At 65.0% G+C, this 19,395-nt stretch carries 14 protein-coding genes; 5 read left to right on the top strand and 9 right to left on the bottom strand.

The window, feature by feature from the left end:
• Nucleotides 1–78: 78 nt before the first annotated feature.
• The 5 genes from acpS to NTZ43_11320 are packed head-to-tail and all read right to left on the bottom strand — an operon-like array spanning nt 79 to nt 5,286.
• The gene (acpS, locus tag NTZ43_11340; protein MCX5767806.1) at nt 79–462 is read right to left on the bottom strand and encodes a holo-ACP synthase; all 384 of its coding nucleotides are present in this window, start codon (nt 460–462) and stop codon (nt 79–81) included.
• The gene (locus tag NTZ43_11335; GenBank protein MCX5767805.1) at nt 459–3,110 is read right to left on the bottom strand and encodes a M14 family zinc carboxypeptidase; all 2,652 of its coding nucleotides are present in this window, start codon (nt 3,108–3,110) and stop codon (nt 459–461) included. The genes acpS and NTZ43_11335 overlap by 4 nt, the downstream gene beginning before the upstream one ends.
• A complete protein-coding gene (locus NTZ43_11330; protein ID MCX5767804.1) occupies nt 3,079–3,672 on the bottom strand; it encodes a CYTH domain-containing protein in 594 nt (197 codons plus the stop codon). Before NTZ43_11330 ends, NTZ43_11335 begins: the two co-directional genes overlap by 32 nt.
• Complete coding sequence (locus NTZ43_11325; protein ID MCX5767803.1) at nt 3,665–4,360, bottom strand: haloacid dehalogenase-like hydrolase; 696 nt, start codon at nt 4,358–4,360, stop codon at nt 3,665–3,667. Before NTZ43_11325 ends, NTZ43_11330 begins: the two co-directional genes overlap by 8 nt.
• The gene (locus NTZ43_11320; protein MCX5767802.1) at nt 4,357–5,286 is read right to left on the bottom strand and encodes an EamA family transporter; all 930 of its coding nucleotides are present in this window, start codon (nt 5,284–5,286) and stop codon (nt 4,357–4,359) included. Before NTZ43_11320 ends, NTZ43_11325 begins: the two co-directional genes overlap by 4 nt.
• Nucleotides 5,287–5,402: 116 nt before the next feature.
• Here NTZ43_11320 and NTZ43_11315 point away from each other — a divergent pair, with 116 nt between their 5' ends.
• Nucleotides 5,403–5,825: a hypothetical protein gene (locus NTZ43_11315; protein ID MCX5767801.1), complete on the top strand. Its 423-nt coding sequence runs from the start codon at nt 5,403–5,405 to the stop codon at nt 5,823–5,825.
• Between the two features lie 182 nt (nt 5,826–6,007).
• Here the strand turns inward: NTZ43_11315 and NTZ43_11310 are convergent, their stop codons facing one another.
• From NTZ43_11310 to NTZ43_11295, 4 genes are all read right to left on the bottom strand, one after another.
• Nucleotides 6,008–7,360 (bottom strand): sigma-54 dependent transcriptional regulator, encoded by a 1,353-nt coding sequence (locus NTZ43_11310; GenBank protein MCX5767800.1) that lies wholly within the window; start codon nt 7,358–7,360, stop codon nt 6,008–6,010.
• Nucleotides 7,361–7,454: 94 nt separating this feature from the next.
• Nucleotides 7,455–12,017: a translocation/assembly module TamB domain-containing protein gene (locus tag NTZ43_11305; protein MCX5767799.1), complete on the bottom strand. Its 4,563-nt coding sequence runs from the start codon at nt 12,015–12,017 to the stop codon at nt 7,455–7,457.
• Nucleotides 12,018–12,020: 3 nt separating this feature from the next.
• Nucleotides 12,021–14,276, bottom strand: a complete 2,256-nt coding sequence (locus NTZ43_11300) for a BamA/TamA family outer membrane protein (protein ID MCX5767798.1) — start codon at nt 14,274–14,276, stop codon at nt 12,021–12,023.
• Nucleotides 14,276–15,292: an NAD(P)/FAD-dependent oxidoreductase gene (locus NTZ43_11295; protein ID MCX5767797.1), complete on the bottom strand. Its 1,017-nt coding sequence runs from the start codon at nt 15,290–15,292 to the stop codon at nt 14,276–14,278. Before NTZ43_11295 ends, NTZ43_11300 begins: the two co-directional genes overlap by 1 nt.
• 155 nt (nt 15,293–15,447) lie before the next feature.
• Between NTZ43_11295 and NTZ43_11290 the strand changes: the two genes are divergently transcribed.
• The 4 genes from NTZ43_11290 (at nt 15,448) to NTZ43_11275 (ending at nt 19,364) form a co-directional block, all read left to right on the top strand.
• Nucleotides 15,448–16,434: a serine/threonine-protein kinase gene (locus NTZ43_11290; protein ID MCX5767796.1), complete on the top strand. Its 987-nt coding sequence runs from the start codon at nt 15,448–15,450 to the stop codon at nt 16,432–16,434.
• A gap of 38 nt (nt 16,435–16,472) precedes the next feature.
• The gene (locus tag NTZ43_11285) at nt 16,473–17,024 is read left to right on the top strand and encodes a cob(I)yrinic acid a,c-diamide adenosyltransferase (protein ID MCX5767795.1); all 552 of its coding nucleotides are present in this window, start codon (nt 16,473–16,475) and stop codon (nt 17,022–17,024) included.
• Between the two features lie 7 nt (nt 17,025–17,031).
• Entirely contained in the window at nt 17,032–18,135 is a 1,104-nt protein-coding gene (gene aroB, locus NTZ43_11280; GenBank protein MCX5767794.1) for a 3-dehydroquinate synthase, read from the top strand.
• Between the two features lie 335 nt (nt 18,136–18,470).
• Entirely contained in the window at nt 18,471–19,364 is an 894-nt protein-coding gene (locus NTZ43_11275) for an RNA polymerase sigma factor RpoD/SigA (protein MCX5767793.1), read from the top strand.
• Nucleotides 19,365–19,395 lie beyond the last annotated feature (31 nt).

The raw sequence follows: 19,395 nt of genomic DNA, 5'->3' as shown, positions 1-19,395 counted from the left end.
CAGCGCCGCGCTACTAGGGGGCACCGCCGGCGCCACACTGAACCGCGCCGGCAGCGTTCCGCCGAGCGCGGGGGGCCTTTATTGGCCGCTGAGCACCACGACGGCGCCGGCTGTTGTGTCGGTGTGGCTAAGAGTCAGCAGGATGCGGGTCACCCCCAGTTCGGCCGCGCGCGCCTCAGCGCGACCGGTCAGCCGCAGCCACGGACCATGCCCCTCACGTGGCACCACCTCGGCCTCTCGCCAGCCGATCAGCCGAGCATCATCGCTCCCTGAGAGGGCCTTGAATACCGCTTCTTTGGCCGCCAGCCGAGCCGCGAGGTGCATGGCCGGACGAGCGCGCCCCGTGGCGTAGGCCACTTCGTCGTCGGAGAAGAGACGCTTGAGCGCGCGCTCCCCCTTATTGGCGAGCAAGCGCTCCACGCGCGCAATCTCTACGAGGTCGAATCCCAGTCCGATGATCACCGGCCGTCCCTCGTGACGAAGAGTTTGAGGCGCTGCACCTTCCCAGCACTTCGCGCAACGACCAGATAGACGCCGTTCGGAAGCGACGAAGCGGCGAGATCCCATTTCACGTTGCCGTCCTGCGTCACCTGGGAGCGCCACACCAGGCGCCCCGTGATGTCATACGCATGCAGATCACCCGTTGCGCCCGGGAAGGGCCACTGAAAATAGACCGCGCTGCGTTTGACCGGGTTTTCAGAGGGCAAGAACGGAAGACTCGTGGCGGCCGGTGCGAGCTGCACGGCGCCGTGTGCCACCGTGGTGATTTCATCGAGCCACCACTGCAAGGCAATCGGCGTAAAGCGCCACTGGATTTTGCGCCCCTTCACACCGCCGACGGTCACTTGTTCGGGATAATAGAGCGGCCCAAAACCCTGCATACGCGCGACGAGCGAGAACGTGGTGCCGCCGTCGGTGGACATTTCCACCAGCCCAGCCGGAGCCTCATCAAAGCCACTGCCGTTGTAGCGCGTCCAGAAGATGAGCGACACCGTGTCCACGGTCGCCGGCACCGTATACACCGGCGATTTGAGTTCACCTCGACCAGGGGTGCGCCATGAATACTTACCGGCCATGGTGAAAGTGGAATCGCGCACAAACGACGTGGCGGTCCACCCCGTATCGCTCACTTCGGCACCGCCATACCCAAGCGCGGTGAACGCTGCCGACTGGCCGGACGCACTGACTGTCACGTGCGCGGGACGCGCACTGCTGCCGGCAATGAGCCGTCGGAAATACCGCGCCCCCGACGTGCTGTCCACGCGAAACGCGAGCGGCGTCGGCGCGCTGAGCGTGACGTTGGCGACCGCTGCCTTGGGCACGGTGACGCGAATGTCGGGCGAGAGCGATTCGAGCCGCAACGCGCGCGGGCGCTGCGCCGTGCTCGGGCTTGCATACACCGACGGGTCGCCCGCGCTCTCAATCAGATCGAGCGCAAAGGGTAGGTTGTCGTCGAACAAGGTGCGCAGTTGCGTGGTGTCGGCCGGAAATTCAAATCCGTAGTAGCCCGCCACGTTGTAGCCACTCGAGAGTTCCGTGGTGAACGAGAGGGCACCAAAGGTGGCCGACGCCCAATCATTGTATTCGCCATTCGTCGTGTACAGCGTCCACGCTTCCGAGGGCGAATAGAACGTGCGCATCGAACCCTGCAGGCGATCCTTGACGGCGGGGTGCGCGTTGGTGCCGGCGAGCGTCTGATACGCCGGCAGGTCGGCCGGCACTTCGCCGTACACGGCGCCTGGCGGGAACATCAACAAACCCGCGTAGGTGTGATAGCTCATCGAAACCACCGGCGGATGCGCCGTATGGAACGCCTCGATGTTGCGCGTCTCAATCTCGCTCGCTGGCGACGGTCCACGAAAAATTTCTGAGCCGGGATCGTTAGACGACCCGACGTTGTCGAGCCCCCAACTGGCGCGGTGATTGCGGTTCATATCCACACCGACGGCACCACCGGCCTGCGGCGAGCGCGTTTTGCGCCAGAGACGATCGGCCGTGAAGGTGTACTGGTAGCCGTCGGGATTGGCCACCGGAATAATCCAGATGTCGCGCGTCTGCAGCAGCGAGTCCACGCGCGCATTGCTCGCGGTCGCGAGATAGGTGATGAGCCGGAGCGCCGTTTCCGTCGCGCCCCACTCGCGCGCGTGATAGGTCGCCACAAAAATCACATTCGGCCGCGACGGGCTGTCGCCCTTCGGGCCAATCTTTACGGCGAGCATCGGCCGTTTCTCGTAACTCAGGCCCAGCGTGTCCACGCTGACGCGCGAGTTCACGCGTGCGAGCGAATCAATGAACGCCCGCACGCCGCGCGAGGCGTCGTCGTAGTCGCGAAATGGCGCCGCGCTAACCGCGCTCGGTGCCAAAGCATTGAGACTGCGGACTTCGGCACCCTGCCACCCAAGGCCGGCGAGTCGCGCGCGTTCGCGCGCATCTACCACGACCAATGCGTCGCCACGATCCACACCCACCACGTCAAACCCGCGCGCCTGGAGCGACTCCGCTCGCACACTCGGCACACGCAGCGTCACGTGCTGCGCGCTGAGCGGTGCCGCGAGCAACGACGAGCATGCCCCCACGGCGAACAGTGCGACACCGATCGCGCGGCTCGCCGCCCCCGAACGCGCCGCCGATTCCCGCCCTTCGAGCACCTCGGCCAGCATGCCGTCGGTTGCGGTGAATAGCGTCTGAACCGCGGCCGTCCACTGCGGCCAGCAGCTGGCGCGCCCGGCTTCGCTGCTGGCCGCGCGCACTTCTGCTGCGGCGGCACGCAGTTGCTCCAGTGCGGCAAACGTGGGCGCCGCCGCATCGTGCAGGCGTGCCAGCGCCGCGCGCCGATCAGGCTCCGACTTCGGTTCTCGCGCCAGCGCCAGTTCCGTCAGGGCGCCATTGAGCGCGGTGCGTAGTCGCGTCGCGTCAAATGCGGCGATGCGCCCTTCCGCTCCGCTCACTCTGGAGGCCGACACCCGCGCCGCCAACAACGGCGCAAACAAGACGCGCTGCTCCATCGTGCCAAGCGCAGCACGCGTGGCGAAAACGCGCAACGCACGCGTGAACTCCGGGAGCCCCAGCGTGATGGTCTCAGGCATCGCGCGCCCCGTAGCGGTAATCACCCTCGAGTTCGCGCTGGCAGATGGCCGCACGCTGGCCGGTGCGCGCCTCAAAACGCGCCACAAAATCCGGCAACCGTTCGGAGGTAAAGTTCGCGCGCGGCACACCGAGCACGGCAATCGCCGCCTCAATCGCCGCCGGCTCCCCTTCCACCTCGATCAGCACGTCCATCCGCGGATACCACTCCATGCGCACCGTCGCACCACACACGGTGTACTGCGCAATCTCGCGATCGATTTCACGAATCACCTCGTAGCCGAGCCGTTCGAGCATCATAGCGAGCACGTCACCGTCGCCGGCGGAGGTGGAAATTTCTTCGCGCACCTTGTAGCCATCGGCATAGGTCGTGGGGCCTTTCCAGTCGAGCATCGCCTCGCCGGATCCCTTGCCGTCGTACACGCGCAGGCGGAGCACTTCGTCACGCGCGATGAGCGCGCGCGCCACGGTGTCGTAGCGTCGGTCGCGCAGGCGCCCTTCATATACGAGCTCGGCGCCCGCAGCAGCAAGGGAACGCTGGACTGCGTGAGGATCGTCTGCAACGCCCTTCAGTTCAACTTCACGCATCGTTGAGGATTGCGGCCATTACCGCAGCAGTGTCGGAAAGATCAGCAAACACGGCGGTCGGGCGACAGGCGGCAAGCGCCGGCACATCAAACGACCCCGTGGCGACGGCGATCGTGCGGGCGCCAATCGGCTGCGCGCACGCCACATCGCTCGGCGTATCGCCAATCACGATCACCGCACCACCAGGGACAGCGCGACCGAGTCGTGCGCTCGCGCGCGCCTGCGCAATGGCGGGGAGCTCATGCCGCACCTCGTGATCGCTCCCGAACGCGCCCACTTGAAAGCGCCCGATGTCGATACCCACGCGACGCAATTTCTGCTCCGCGCCCGAGGCCACATTACCAGTGAGCAGGCCCAGCATCACGCCATCGTGAGATTCCACTTCATTCAGAATGGCTTCTACGCCAGGAAGGAGCATGGACTGGTGATCGGCGCCCGAAAGCTCCACGGCGAGTTCCGTCAAATAGCGATCGAGCACTTCGTCCATGCGAGCATCGACGTCGGCTTCGAGAATACCCGCGTCGCGCATGGACTCGCGCACAATCTGCCGATCGGTTTTGCCATCGTAGCGATACCCTGGGGCGCCTACTGCGCCATGCACCGCCATGAGCGCACGCTCCATCGAGCGACGCCCCGCGCCGCGGGACCAGAGGATGGTGCCGTCAATGTCGAACAGCGCGATCTTCATTCGCCGTGCGCCGGTTCGGTAGCGGACGACTGTCGCGTCAGCAACAAGCCACCCAACACGCCCGCCGCGCCCACGCCCTGCCACATCGTGGGGATTTCACCGAGGAGCGGCCAACTCACGAGCACGGCCACAATCGGCTGCAGATTGGAGAACATGGCGGTGCGCGTTGGTCCGATCACGCGTACGCCGCGAAACCAAAAGAGGTTCGCGACCCCCATGGCGGCGAGCCCGCTGTAGAACACCGCACCCCACGCGAGCGGCCCCACCTGCGACCACTGCACGTGGACGATGTCGGGCATGGCGAACATCAGCATCGGAATCGTGCCGCCCACGACCGTCCAGGTGGTGATCTGGAGGCCGCTGACGCGCGAGAGCATCGGCGTCATCAGATGCGTATAGAAGGACCAGCACACCACCGAGATCAGAATGAGCAAATCACCCACGACGCTCGCGTCTTCGCTGTGCGTGGCCGCGGAGCCGAGAATGACGAACGCAATGCCGGTGATCGAGCACGCGATTCCCATCACCGCGCGCCGCGAAATGCGTTCCACGCCGAGGAGTCGGCCGACGATCGCAATGATCGCCGGGCTCGACGCCACCACCAGCGAGGCGGTACCGGCGCGCGCGCGCGACAGGCCGAGGATGAAGAACAGTTGATACATGCCGTGACCGAGCACGCCGAGCACCATCAGGCGCCGAATGTCGGCGCGTATAGGATGCGGCTCGCGCGACCAGAAGGTCACTGCCAACAGCGCAAGGGCCCCGACAGTCATACGGATGCCGTTGTAGGCGAGCGGTGCGAACTGGGTGGTGCCGTACTTGAGCACGGCAAAGTTCACGCCCCACACCACCACCATAATCAGCAGTAAGGCCTCGGTGACCAGCACCTCGCGTCGTGCTACTTGGCTCTTTGCGTGTACGCTCATAGTTGAAAACTAACCCCTCGTGGAACCCCTGCGGACACATTGCGTGCTGCGGGCAAATCGCCCGCAGGCCGAGCGGGTCGCTGTTGAACGGTGCGCCGGGTTCGTACCTTTACGGCATGCATGTCTCCTTCGCTCTCTTCGCCGACGCCGCCAACCTCTCGCAGGAAGGCAAACTCAATATCCTCGGCGTGTTCGATGCGCTATCAATTGGCAGCCTGCCGGCGGTACACCCGAGGGCCACGCTCGTCGTGCGCCTGAAGGCCGACGCTGAGGATGCCGGCCTGCACTCACTGGCCTTCTGCTGGCAAAGCCCCACCGGTGAGGAGATCTGGTCGTCGTCCGGCGAGCTTGAAGTCGGGACGCCGCCGCCCGGGGCGTACGATCTGGATATTCCCGTCATCGCGTCGATTGACCTGCCGATCCAGGTGGCGGGTGCACACACGATGCGCATCGACGTGGACGGTGACGCGCGCGCTGAACTCACGCTGCACGTGCGCATCGGCGCCCCTGTGGCGCCCATGCACGGACTGGTCAGCTAGCGGAGTCTGCGCGGCCGGGGGATGCCGTCGAGGCGGCTTCGCACTTCGCGCACAGGACGACGCCGCGCAGGTTGCACAGCTGGCAAATAAAGGTGCCACACTGCTGGCACGGGTAGCCTTCCGACGCCCGTTCTTCCCTGCCGCAGGAGCGGCACGCCATGCGGTCGGTGGTCATCTCAGCCTCAGCGCGGTTTTTCGGCGAGATCATACTCGCGGATTTTCTTGATCAGTGTGGCGCGGGAAATCCCGAGTTCACGCGCGGCATGCGTGCGATTGTGCTGATTGGCCTTGAGCGTGCGATCAATGTGCGCCCGTTCAACTTCCGACAGCGAACGCGGCACATGGTGCGAGACATCGGCCCCCGTCGCGCCGGCCACTTCGCGCGGCAGCGCTTGCGCTTCGATTTTCGGCATCCCGCGCGACATGAGCATGGCGCGTTCGAGCACGTTCCGCAGTTCGCGAATATTCCCGGGCCACGAATAGCGCAGAATGGCGTCGAGCGCGTCATCGGCGAGCTGTAACGGCGCGCTGGGCAGTGAGGGCGACAGTTCGTCGAGCAGATGCGCCCCGAGTTCCACGAGATCCTCGCGCGAGCGAGCGCGCAACGGCGGCAACGTGATCGGCATGACCGACAGGCGGTAGTACAGATCTTCGCGGAACCGGCCGGCCGCCACCTGGCTGGCGAGATCCTTACTCGTCGCCGCAATCAAGCGAACATTAACCGTAATTTCCGCCGTGCCGCCGTGCCGCCGGAAGCCTTTGCCTTCGAGCACGCGCACCAATTTGGGCTGCAGGTGCGGATCCAGATCGCCGATTTCGTCGAGAAACAGTGTGCCACCGTCGGCGATCTCGAACAGTCCCTTGCGGGTCTGCCCGCCCGCGCCGGCAGGCCCGCTTTCCACGCCGAACAACTCCGACTCAAGCGATTCGGCGGTCAGCGCCGCGCAGTTGACCTCAACAAACGGCTTCGTCGCGCGCGGGCTCTGCGCATGAATCAACTCGGCCACGCGCCCCTTGCCCGATCCGCTTTCACCAACAATGAGCGCCGTGGTGCGGTCGCTCGCCGCGAGCAGCGAAAGCTGCGCACCCAACTCGCTCATCGCCGGCGACGACCCGAAGATGATATTGGCCCCGCCACCACGCCGCTCGCTCAGATAGCGGTTCATACGACGGAGCACCGCCTTTTCGAGCGCGCGCTCAGACGCCGCCGCGAGATGGCTCAGATCGACCGGCTTGGTGAGGAAGTTCTCGGCGCCCTTGTGGAGCGCATCGACAGCCATCTGCACATCGCCGTACGCCGTCACCATGATCACCACGGGATTATCCTCGCGAATCTTGGCGAGAACATCGAACCCCGTCATGTCCGGGAGCCGCACGTCGAGCAACACGAGGTCGGGACGCACGCGCCGGTAGGCTTCAATCCCATCCGCACCCGTGTGCGCCTCGGTCACGACGTGGTGGCCGTCGTGACGGAAGAACATTGCGAAGGCCGTCGCAATGGCGACTTCGTCGTCGATGATGAGAATACTGGCCATGGGGGAGCGCTTTCCGGTTGTTACGTGATTTCAGCGTCTAACAACTATACAGTTGAAAATGGGCGCGTGATGCGCCGACGCAATACCCAACCGGTCAGAAACGCCAGATCCGGAACAGGTCAAAGCCGTATTGCCGCGGCGTGGGCGCAAAACCGCGCGCATTGGCCTCTGGCGTGCAGAGGACGGCCTTGGTTGGCGGGTCCATACCGGCCGACAGCGTCACCGAGGGACTGAGCCGGTAATCGAACTTGAGCCCGATGGCGTCTGCAAAAGTCAGCGGATCGCTCGATCCCGCGGTCCCTCCGACGAGCTGCCCGACCTGGCAGAGCCCGGCGTCCAGCCGCACGAATGCTTTATCACTGAGCTGCTTCGCGCAGTTGAACCGCGTGCCAGAGAGAATATTGCCGCCAACACTCCGAATGCCGCCCTGATACGCATCGAGCCCCGCCGCACTGAGTTGGGCGTCATCACAGATGCTGCCAGTGGCCTTGGCGCCAAGTTGGCTAAACAGCGAACTCGACAGTACGCGCGCCGCCGTGGAGGTGTAGTCGCCGCCACGCGCGCCGATTTCATTACTCGGCCCGCCGGTCACGAGATAACTCACCAAGTCGCCGTTCGTCACACGCAACGAATCGGGGCTCGACAACTCCGCCAGTGGGGCGCGGAGCGTGCCCCCGAGGTGCACGCGCACCCGCACGTCAGGACGCGCCACCACACTACTGAACTGACGCACGGTGTGCAGGGCGTTGATGCTCATCGTTGCGCTGCGGAAGTCGGGGTCACCAAACCACCGGAGCTCCCCGTTTTCCACGTCAAAGGGCCGCTGCACGGGACCGAGGTTGAGGCGATACGTTCCGCGCACGGTCTGCAGCGATCCGTCGAGCGCAAAATCGGCGGGCACCCCGCGCTCACCGCGGCTCCGCGTGATATTCACGCGCCCGCCGAGATTGATGTTCGCCTCTTCGGACCGCAGCCACACATCGCGCCCCATTTGCACCTGCACGTTGCGCATCGTGAGGCCGTTGAGATAATCGCTGGGCGGCGCCGGAAAGAGTCGTCGGTTGTCAAAAGCCGACGTGTCCACCACGTGTAAGAACTCCGGATCATCCAACGAGATCACCTGTTTCTGTGCAAGCTCCGGCACGGGAATCACCCCGTGGTCCACCGTGAATCCGCCGCTGAGCGTCGAGGCACGACGGGCGCCCTGCAAGCGGAGCTCACCCGAAAGATCGAGCTCGGCAACATCTGGCCGCGACAGCACGGTGAACGTGGTCGTACTCAGGTTGAGGTCGAACGTCGGGTTCTCGACATCGCGCACGCCGATCCATCCGCCGAGGCGCGCCGACCCGGTTCGGCCGGGATTACTGCGAGCCGACAGTCCGCGGAGCGCGATACTATCGCCGAGGAACGCAATGTCGGCTTCGACGTCCTTGAAGGTGACATCACCGAGCGACGTGAACCGCAAACTTCCGTCGTGAATGCGCAGCGCGCCGTTGGCCAGCGGATGCTTCCACGTGCCGCGCACGTCGATGTCGGCCACAATGTCGCCGGTCGCATCAGCAATCGCGCGCGAGAATGACTCGAGCAGCACCAATCCGCCGCTGTCGGCACGCACGCGTGCGGTGAGCGGCTCTTCCAGCAAGCGCGCGCCCGTCGCACTGAGCGAGAGATCGACAGGCAGCGACGCCTCGGCGCGCAACGCGACCGCACCGGCGCGCCCGACCTGCAGCGACGTCGTGAGCCGACGATCGGCGTAGCGGCCCTCGGCGCTCACCGATTCCAGGCGCAGGTTGCCGAGCGAGGCTTTGGTCATGGTGCCGGTAAAGCGGAGGTCCGGCCGCGAACGTGTGCCGCGCACATCGCCGCGCAACGTCACAACGCCACCAAACGGGGTGTCCGCTTGGAGCAGCTCGCCAAGATCTGCCAGCGGTACCGCATCCACACGCACATCAAACAGCACCGCCGAGTCGGCGCGCGCACTGCCGCGCAACGCAATAAATCCGCCGTTGGCGCCGACGAGAGCGAGTGTATCAAAAGCGAATCCGCCCTCCGAAAACCGGAATGCCGCTACGCGCTGGAGCTTCCACGCGTTTCCGGTGGTGCGCAAGGCAAGACTATCGACCAAGACGTGAGTGGTGTCACCCGAGCGCCGAACGACCGCCTGCAACTGCGCCCGGACACTGTCTGGCGTCACGGCGGAGAGTGCCCACGTCGTGCGGTGATCCCCAGAAACACCAGCGGTTGCCGTGACGCGCGTGAACGACAGCCCGCCGGCGCGCAGCGTATCGAGGACGAGCGAGAGCGTGCCCGTGGCCGAATCCGGAAAGCCCACGGCACGCACAGCCGCCGTCAGCGCGCGCGTGCTCGTTGTGCCGAACCGGAGCGTCGCGCCCTCGACCGCTGCCTGTACGCCAAAGCGTGGCAGCCCGCCGCTGACGGTGCCCGTCACACGAACAGACCCGGCGAGGGAGTCCACGAGCGCGACCGCGGAATCGGCGCCAGCGAACGAACTCGACGCGAGATAGCGGCGCAGTCCGCCGAGCGAATCCACCACCGCCGCGAACTGCAAATCGCCACGCTGAGCGCCGGTGAGCCCAAACGCCCCGCGCGCAGTCAGGAGTCCCGCCGTCGACTCAACGCGCAGCGAATCCACCCGAGCGACGCCGCCCGCAAACCGTAGCGCCGCGCGACCGGCATAGATACGCACGCTGTCCACCAGCGAGCGATCGGCAAACAACTGCGCCGACCCAAACAGATTGGCGAGCGAGTCCCCTTCAAGTCGCACCGCAAAACGTCCATTGAAGTCCGAGCGCGGGACGGCGGAATTCCGCAGTGCCGTCTGAAAATCGAAGTCACCAAGCGCGCCGCGAATCACGGCGGCCCGCCCCGGCGACTCGGCGTCGAACTGGCCGTCAAACTGCAGTCGTCCGAAGGTCCCCACGAGGTCCGCCGAGAGCGCGAGGTCGGCCGTCGTGCCATTGAGTCGCAACGGCCCGTTCATCGTGCCACGCAGCGGAATCGCCGGATACGAACGTGCGAGCGCGCTCAGCGAGAGCGGCAGTGCCGCCGCCTCCAACTCAAACGACATCCGCGCACCACCAAAGGAGAGGCGCGCCGTGCCCTTGAGGCGCGATACCGTTGCCGTGTCGCTGTCCGTGTGGGTGATGTCCGCATCACGCACGCGGACGTCGTTCCAGAGCGAATCGAGGGTCCCACGACCCGCAATCACACCGGCAAGTTTCGGAAAATCAGGATTCAGAAACTGCGCCGTGCGCAAATCAAACTGCCCGAGCTCCACCTGCATCCCGTGGAACTTCGCGCGACTCACCGAGAGAATATCCACTTCGCCACGGAGCACGGCGCGAGTCATCGCACCGGGCACATTCGCATCGGCAAAGGCCAGTCGCGCGTCGTCCACCTGGAAATGGTTCACCGGGCCACCGCGCCCCTTGAGCGTGCCAGTGAACGTGCCGCGCCAGGGCTGGGGAAACGGCCCACCATTCAGTGTTTCGAGAAAGCGGAAATCCAGCGGTGAGAGTTGCAGATCCACGTCTTTCACAATCAACACTGGGGCGCCAACGCCATAGGTCATGGCCCCGCGCAAACGCGACGACGCCGTGCGCATATCCATGTGGGTGATCACGTAATCCACGACGTGCGGATTCGCCTCACTCACGATGCGCAGATCCATCGAACCGACGCCCGTGGCTGGTAGCGTCGAGTGAATCCAGTGCAGATCTTCGAGCCCAGTGGAATCGCTGTGAATGTTAAAGTCGTAGCGAATGGGGCGTCCGTCGGCCCAGTCGAGCCGACCGCGCCCGCGCCCTGTGGAGTGCGGGAGTTCGAAGCGCGTGAAGTTGGCCCAGATGGTGTCGCCCACCCATCGCACGTCTCCGCGCATGTTGCGGAACGCAAAGGGCGGCAGGTTCTCCACGATGTCCATCCGCGCAATCTCAAAGACACGACCCGTGCTATCCGGCTCGCGAAACCGCGCGCGGTTCAGCGTGAGATTCCAATCCGTCCAATGCCACGACCGCTGAAAGCCGGCTTTCCCCTTGACCGTCACGCGTCGGATTTCGTGCACAGGCAGCGCGAGATTCTCGACGATTGCGCTGTCGCGTCGCGCGCCAGCGAGCGTGTCGTCCGGCGCCCACGGCAGCGTCAGCTGAAAGTGCGCGTCGCGAATATGCACGTTGTTGAAGACCACGAGCGCCCCAAACGTGCCGCGACGTGGGCGCACCGCCGGCGTCGGCGGTTGCGGCGGAAACACCTTGTGCATGTTCCACCGGTCGTCGTTCTCACGCCGCATCACCACGAACGGATGCTCCACGTTCACCGAGCGCACGATAATGCGGCCGTCGAGCAAGTCGCGCGGATCGTACGTCAGGCGAATGCGACCGGCGCGCACGAACACCGAATCATCAGGGTCGGTGATCTGCAGCGAATCGATCGTGAGATCGGTGAGGAATGATCCCGACAGCCGTCCGAGATGCAGCCGTCCATGCACGCCGCGCGCGAGTTGGCGCGACACCTGCACGCGAATCCAGTCACGCCCGCCTTCGCTCTGGGTGGCCGCGACGAGCGCGCCCACCACGCCCACGCCGATCGCGATCATCAGCAAGGCGCTCACGAGAACGACGAGGCGGCGTCTGACCATACGCTAGAACGCCTGCCCGATACTAAAGCTCAGATTGGTGCGCCCCAAAAACGTGCTGGAGCGAGTCGGCCGGAACGTGGCGGGACAGGCCCCGGCGGTTTGTTGCACCGCGCCACCAGCGCTGGTCACACGGAGCGTGTTCTCAGGACTCACGCAGAACAGCGCGCCCCCCGAAGCCACGGACGTATCGAAGTACGCCGAGCCCGCCGGACGTTGATACGGATTGTACGCCCAGTCGAGGCGCACAAAGCCAATCAGCGTCTGCACGCGCACGCCAATACCGGGCGTCACCATGAGCGAGTTGAAACCCAGCGACGTGCCCTCCGCCCCGCGATTCCACACCTCACCCACATCCGCGAACGCCGCAAACTGCAACAACTCCGGCAGCACCGGACTCGGCAGCCGCGCCTCAAGCATCGCCACGAACAGCGTGTTGCCGCCCGTGGGGATGGTGCGCTGTCCGGAATCCGAGTGCGCGCGAAAGTACACGGTATCGGCGGGGTTCGCTGGGTTGCCGCCACGTCGTCCATCAGCGCGTACCGTGTCGTACGACGTCGGGATATAAACCACGGGCCCGAGTTCGTTCTGCCGAAAGCCACGCACCGTCGTGGGCCCGCCGGCAAAGAGCCGCTCCTGCGGCGGCACATAGGCGGCATCACTGCCAAGCGAGAGCGTGCTCCCAACCACGGCACCCACGCGCACGCGCGCCGCGAGCACTACGGAACCGGGCAATGGCAAATAGAACGACGCGTCGCCGAGCGCCTTGGTGAATCGCAAATGCGAATCCGACCCGGTCCAGCCGCCAGCGGTGCGCACATCCACGCGCAACACACTACCCCGCGTGGGATTCGACGGATTATCCGCCGACTCACGCGACCACGACACACTCGCCACGCCCAAACGCTGCAGACGCCCAAACGCCTCGCGGTCCGCCTCGATGCACGCGTTGAACACCGCGCACAGCAACGCGGGCTGCGCTTCCGTGCGGCCATACTCAATCGAGTAGCCCGCGGTTTGCGTTCCGGTCGCGGTGGCGCGCGCAAACTGTGCGCTCCCACCAGCCGGCGCGGTGCGCAGATACGCGTTGTATTCGGAGCGCCGCTCGCTGTACATCGTCAGCGACGGCACGATCGTGCGGAACACCGGCGGCTGCGTGAGCGTCGCACCCACGGAGTAGTTGATATCCTTGCTGTACGCATCCGCTTTGGCTTGCGGGCACAACGACTCTAGCCCGGTCAGCGGCGCGCCTACGCCGATCTTCGACACGCGCGCACGCAAATCCAATCGCGCCGCGCCGCCGAGCACGCCGTTCTGTGTGAAGTCGCTGTTCGCGCGCACGCAGTCGAGCGTGCCGTATCCCACGCCCAGACGCGAGCTACGACGAAAGCCTTCGGTCACCGCTAACGTGACGCGCACGAGCGTGTCTCTCGCGGACAATCCAGAATCCGGCGTGACCGTGGCCTGCGAAAATGCCTCCGTCTGATACAGCGCCCGCTTGCCCCGCTCAAGCGCCTCAAGCGAATAGAGATCGCCAGAGCGAAGGCCGGTCGTGCGGCGCACCACGGCGCTGTCCATCGCCGGCGCTGCGCCGGCGAGCCCGCGGACTTCCGTCGTCAGCACGCCTAAGCGCACGCGCGGTCCGGTGGTGGCCGTGAACTGCACCGCCGCGCGGCGCGTCCCGCGATGCGTGTCGTAGCCCACAAACACTTCGGCGTCCGGATACCCACCGTTGTGCAAGCGCCGCGCGAGCGTCGCGCGCGTTTCTTCGTTCGCGTATTTGTCGAACGGCTTCGCCACGGCGGTCGGGAGTCCACGCAAGAGCGCGTCGCGCTCGGGTACCGCATCGAGCCCCGCGAACACGAGCGAATCCACCAGCACCGGATCCCCTTCGCGAATCGCAAAACGAATTGCCACCGCCTTGGGTCCAACGAGCGTCACCGAGGTGTCGACCGTGGCGGCGATGTAGCCGTGGTTGCGGTACCACACCAGCAACCGGAGCACATCGAGCGGCAGGCGCGCACGATCCACGCAACGCCGCTGCCCCATCACACGAAAGGTGCGGCGCGCCCACGACGACGGTGTCGTGGAAATACCGTCAGCCAGCACCGTGCCGGAAAAGGCGAGGTTCCCTTGGAAAGCCACCGCAGCGACCTCGAGCTCACCCGTACTGCAACTCACCGCCTGCGCCGCGAGCCGAGACGGCCCGAAGCATCCGGCCGCCACGAGCCACGCGACCGCATGCCGGCGCCACCCGGCCATCAGTCGTCCTTCTGGCCGAACACTGCGAGATTCGACGAGTGTCCGGGGCTCACCTTCTTTTCCGGATAGAGCCAGTGGTACGCCTGATTCACCGCGACCGACGCCTCAGCAAAACCGGCGGCAATCAGTTTGAGCTTGCCCGGATACGTGGTCACGTCGCCAGCGGCATACACGCCGGCGCGCCCCGTCTCCATTTGCGAGTTCACCACAATCTCGTCGTTCACCACCGTCAGCCCCCAGGACATCAATGGCCCGATATCGCTCACAAATCCAAGCATCGGCAGCACGACGTCGGCGTCGATGCGCTTGGTGGTCTTGGCTTTGATGTCCTTGAGCTCTAGGCCAACCAACTGGTCGCCAGCGGCATGAATGTCGTGGAGTTCGTGAAAGGTGTAGATCGCGGTATTCCCCGCCGCCGCCGAGGCCTGCACGGCCTGTACGGTGGCCGCGTGCGCGCGGAACCGGTCGCTGCGGTGCACGAGCGCGACGCTCGCGGCAACGCCCTGCAGCTGATGCGCCCAGTCAAACGCCGAGTCGCCGCCGCCGACGATCACCACGCGCTTGCCGGCAAACTCGGCTGGCGTACTCACCCGGTCGAAAATCGCGCGCCCATACCACGGCTCGGCACAGGCCTGCGGTAACCGGCGTGGGGCGAACGCGCCTATCCCGGCCGCGATTACCACCGTTCGCGTGGGGAACCGGTCGGTCTCCGTCACGAGCACCAGATGGTCATCCGCCTGCTCCAACGCCACCACGCGCTGGTTGCAGTGGACCGGCCCGCTGAACTGCTCGGCCTGGGTGATGAGGTTCCGGACCAAGTCCTTGGCGAGCACTTTGGGGAACCCGGCAACGTCAAAGATGTACTTTTCAGGGTACAGGGCGGTGAGTTGGCCGCCGGGCTCGTTGAGAGCGTCCACGATCTGGGCGGACGCCCCCCGCATACCCGCATAAAAGAGGGCGAACAGCCCAGCCGGACCGGCGCCGATAATAGTCACATCTTGCACTTCGTGTGTCATAGGTGAAACTTCGCCCTCGCGTGACGCTGAATCAACCTTTAGAGTCCGGAAGATCGTAGTCCGGCCAAAAAAGCCCCTCGTCCCCTCGCTCCGCCACTGACGCACCCGTGAAATCCGAAGGCCGCTCCATCCACTTTTCTGGTAGCTTCCGCCTCGTGCGACGTATCGCGCGTGGGGGGATGGCCACGGTCTACGAAGCCGAACAGATCGGCGACCGCGGCTTCACCAAGCGCGTCGCGCTCAAGGTCATCCACGAGAAGTACTCGCGCGACCCATCGTGGTTGCAGCTGTTCATCGACGAAGCCAAGCTCTCGGCCAACCTGATTCACGGCAACATCGTCCAGATCTTCCAGTTTCACGAAGTGGACGGTGAGTTCTTTATGGCCATGGAGTACGTGCGCGGCGTCACCCTGCGCGCGCTCATCGACCACCACCGCGCCATCGGGGAGCAGGTACCGCCGACGCTCGCGGCGTACATCATGAGCCGCGTCTGCCGCGCCCTCGACTACGCCCACAACTTCATTGACGGCGCGGGCCAGCGCCTACACATCGTCCATCGCGATGTGTCGCCGGGCAACATCCTCCTCACCTGGGACGGCCAGGTGAAGCTCGCCGATTTTGGCGTTGCCAAGGCCCGCTTTATGCACGACCCAGCGGAAGAGCGGCAGCTCACGATCGGCAAAAAGCATTACATGAGCCCGGAGCAGTCGATGAGCGCCAAAGTGGACTGGCGCACCGACATTTTTTCTACTGGGGTCGTGCTCTTCGAAGTGCTCGCGCTCGAACAGCTCTTTCGGGAAGTCGAAACCGAGGCCGCGCTCGACGAAATCACCATCGCGCCGTCGCCCGATGTGCGGCGCCTCTTACCGGACCTCGACCTCGCGATCACCGGCCTCGTCACGCTCGCCATCGCCAAAGACCCGCTCGTGCGCCCCAACGCGGCGATGTTCGGTCTGGTGCTCGACGAGTGGTGCGCCAAACAGCATGCGGCGGGCTCCCCGGAACAGCTGCAGAAGCACCTGGCCCGCCACTTTCCCGACGCCTACCGCCCGCTCAGCGAAGCCCCGCGCTCCGAGTCCACGCCCGCGGCCGGCGACGCCAAGTCGATCTCCCTCCTGCTCGACAAAGTGTTCGGCAAATAGCACAGGGCGCGCCACGCTCGGCGGCATTATCTTTCGGCATGGCGACCAAGATCTATACCAAAACCGGCGACGACGGGCAGACCGCTCTCTTCGGCGGCAGCCGCGTGGGCAAAGACCATGCGCGCGTCGAGGCCTACGGCGACGTGGACGAACTCAATGCCGTGATCGGCATGGCGCGCAGCATCGACCTCATGCCGCGTGTGGACGAGATTCTCGCCCCCGTGCAGCGCGATCTCTTTTCCATCGGCGCGCTCCTCGCCACGCCGCAGCCCGAGAAGTACAAGGAGCAACTCGAAAAAGCGCGGCTCAGCGACAAACGCATTGCCCAGTTAGAAACGGCAATCGACGACTGCGAAGAAGAACTGGCACCGCTCAAGTCGTTCATTCTGCCGGGCGGCACCGCAAAGGCCGCCACGCTTCACGTCGCACGCACCGTCTGCCGACGCGCGGAGCGCGCGATCATCAAGTTGCAGCACACCGACGACGTGCCGCAGATCGTGATCGTGTACCTGAACCGACTCTCCGATTTATTGTTTATGCTCGCCCGCGTCGCCAACCGGCGCGCCGGCGCAGCCGAAGTGCTCTGGTAGCCATCCAGTGAGCGGCTCCGACGCGCTCGACCTCCACGGGTCGCGCATTCTTATCGGCACGGGACTTCTCGACCGCTGCGGCCCAGAGCTTCGGCGGGCGCTGGGCACACGTCGCCTCGCCATCGTCACGGACGACACCGTCGCGCCACTCTGGGGCGACCGCCTCGCGGCTGCTACGGGCGACACCAGCACCCCACGCTTCGTCATGCCAGCGGGCGAAGCCAACAAGACCCGCAAGACCTGGTCGCGGATCACCGACGAACTGCTCGACGCCGGCTTTGGCCGCGACACCGCACTCCTCGCCCTCGGCGGCGGCGTGGTGGGCGACCTCACGGGCTTCGTCGCCGCCACATACCTCCGCGGCATTCCGTTCGTGCAAATCCCCACGACGCTGCTCGCAATGATCGACGCGTCCATCGGCGGAAAGACCGGCGTCGACACGCGCGCCGGAAAAAATCTCGTCGGCGCCTTCCATCATCCGGCGCTCGTCATCGCCGATACCGCCACGTTGGGCACGCTCCCTGCTGTGCAGCTCCGCAACGGACTCGCCGAGGCGGTCAAGCACGCGGTCATCGCGAGCCCTTCCGAGTTCACCTGGCTCGACACACACGCCGCGGAACTCACACAGGACGGTGGACCGAGCACCGCAGTCGCCGAACGCCTCGTGCGCACACACGTCACGCTCAAGGCGGAAGTCGTCGCCCGCGACGAACGCGAAAGTGGCCTCCGCAAGATTCTGAACTTTGGCCACACCGTCGGCCACGCCATCGAGTCGCTCTCGCATTACGAACTGCTCCACGGCGAATGCGTGGCACTCGGCATGGTCGTGGAAGCACGCGCCGCGGAACTCGCGGGCATCGGTGAAGCGGGGCTCACCGAAACGATTGCCGCGCTACTCACTGCCGTCGGTTTGCCAACGGAGGTACCGCGCCACTTCGACGCCGACGCCATTCTCGCCGCGACGCGCACCGACAAGAAAGCACGCGAAGGCAGAGTGGAATACGCGCTGCCGGTGCGCATTGGCGTCATGGCGGGAGCGGATCGCGCGTACGGCACGCCGCTCTCCGAAGAGGTGGTGCGCGCGGCACTCAACGCCACGTTTAGCGCGTAGCCATAGACACAGCTGCGTCACCCGCGCGGAGTACGCATTTCGGACAGTGAGAGCTAGACAGCGTGTGGTCGCACGGCACCATTTGGTCGGTCAGAAAGTCGCAATATTTTGGCCACTGACTGACCCTGTCAGCTTTGTGACACTATGGTAACTCAATACGATGCAACACGTTACAGCTTTAGTTTCTTCTTACATGCACCTTTTAGTGCAAGCGGGGTGTTGACCGGCGCGTGTACCTCTACATATCCTCCGCGTCCCTGCCTGACCGTTTTGCGACAGAGCGGGTCCCCGTTGGTGCTCTGCGATTACTACTTCCGAACCCGCCCGGAGTGTGTATGCAGCATGCGAATGAGCCGAGATCCAAAGCGCTGTACCGTTCCTCTCCCTCATCCGCGTTTGATCAGTACCTGCAGGACATTCAAAAACTCCCGCTCATCACCGACGTAAAAGAAGAACGTCGTCTCGCGCGTCTCGCGCAGAAGGGCGACGAAGCCGCCGCCGAGCGACTCGTCACGGCGAACCTCCGCTTCGTCATCTCCTACGTCAAGAAATATCAGGGTCACGGACTCGACCTCTCCGAGCTCGTCGCCATTGGCAACGAAGGCCTCCTCAAGGCCGTTCGGAAGTTCGACCCTGACCAAGGCGTCAAGTTCATCTCGTACGCCGTGTGGTGGGTGCGACAGGCCGTTCTCAAGGCCCTTGCCGAGCAGACGCGCTCCGTGCGCATCCCGCTCAACCAGAACTCCCATCTCATTCGTCTGTCCCGCGCCGAGACCGTGCTCGCTCAGGTGCTCAAGCGCGACCCGACCGACCACGAAATCAGCCGCCTGCTCGAAGAAACACCCGAACAGGTCCGCAACGCCAAGCAGATGTCCGCCGCCGAGCTCTCGCTCGACGCCCCGGTGGACCGCAGCGACCGCGAAGCCTCCACGCTCGGCGAACGCTTTGCCGGCGAAGACGGTATCGCGATCGAAGAACGGACCGACTTCAAACTGATGCGCGAGTGCATTGAGCGCGTCTTCCGCGTCTACCTCACGCCCCGCGAACGGAAGATCCTGTATTTGTACTACGGGCTCGACGAAGGGGCCGAGGCCATGACGCTCGAAAAGATCGGCGCACTTATGGGCGTCACCCGTGAACGCATCCGTCAGATTCGCGAGCGCGCATTCGAAAAGCTCCGCGAGTCGCCCGACGGGCGCTCGCTCGCGGGGTTCTGGGCCATCACCTGAGTTGGCACCATCGCTCCGGCCACCGATGACC

The sequence above is a fragment of the Gemmatimonadota bacterium genome (assembly GCA_026387915.1).
In the GTDB taxonomy this organism is placed as follows: domain Bacteria; phylum Gemmatimonadota; class Gemmatimonadetes; order Gemmatimonadales; family Gemmatimonadaceae; genus Fen-1231.
Note: the sequence above shows the minus strand (reverse complement) of the source record. Positions and strands in the feature narration are given on the sequence as shown.

What these genes read in the sequence shown, in the direction of transcription:
- NTZ43_11320 (MCX5767802.1), bottom strand. Translation starts at nt 5,286, where the DNA reads ATGAGCGTACACGCAAAGAGCCAAGTAGCACGACGCGAGGTGCTGGTC.
- NTZ43_11275 (MCX5767793.1), top strand. Translation starts at nt 18,471, where the DNA reads ATGCAGCATGCGAATGAGCCGAGATCCAAAGCGCTGTACCGTTCCTCT.
- NTZ43_11310 (MCX5767800.1), bottom strand. Translation starts at nt 7,360, where the DNA reads ATGGCCAGTATTCTCATCATCGACGACGAAGTCGCCATTGCGACGGCC.
- NTZ43_11305 (MCX5767799.1), bottom strand. Translation starts at nt 12,017, where the DNA reads ATGGTCAGACGCCGCCTCGTCGTTCTCGTGAGCGCCTTGCTGATGATC.
- NTZ43_11285 (MCX5767795.1), top strand. Translation starts at nt 16,473, where the DNA reads ATGGCGACCAAGATCTATACCAAAACCGGCGACGACGGGCAGACCGCT.
- NTZ43_11295 (MCX5767797.1), bottom strand. Translation starts at nt 15,292, where the DNA reads ATGACACACGAAGTGCAAGATGTGACTATTATCGGCGCCGGTCCGGCT.
- NTZ43_11330 (MCX5767804.1), bottom strand. Translation starts at nt 3,672, where the DNA reads ATGCGTGAAGTTGAACTGAAGGGCGTTGCAGACGATCCTCACGCAGTC.
- NTZ43_11300 (MCX5767798.1), bottom strand. Translation starts at nt 14,276, where the DNA reads ATGGCCGGGTGGCGCCGGCATGCGGTCGCGTGGCTCGTGGCGGCCGGA.
- NTZ43_11325 (MCX5767803.1), bottom strand. Translation starts at nt 4,360, where the DNA reads ATGAAGATCGCGCTGTTCGACATTGACGGCACCATCCTCTGGTCCCGC.
- NTZ43_11315 (MCX5767801.1), top strand. Translation starts at nt 5,403, where the DNA reads ATGCATGTCTCCTTCGCTCTCTTCGCCGACGCCGCCAACCTCTCGCAG.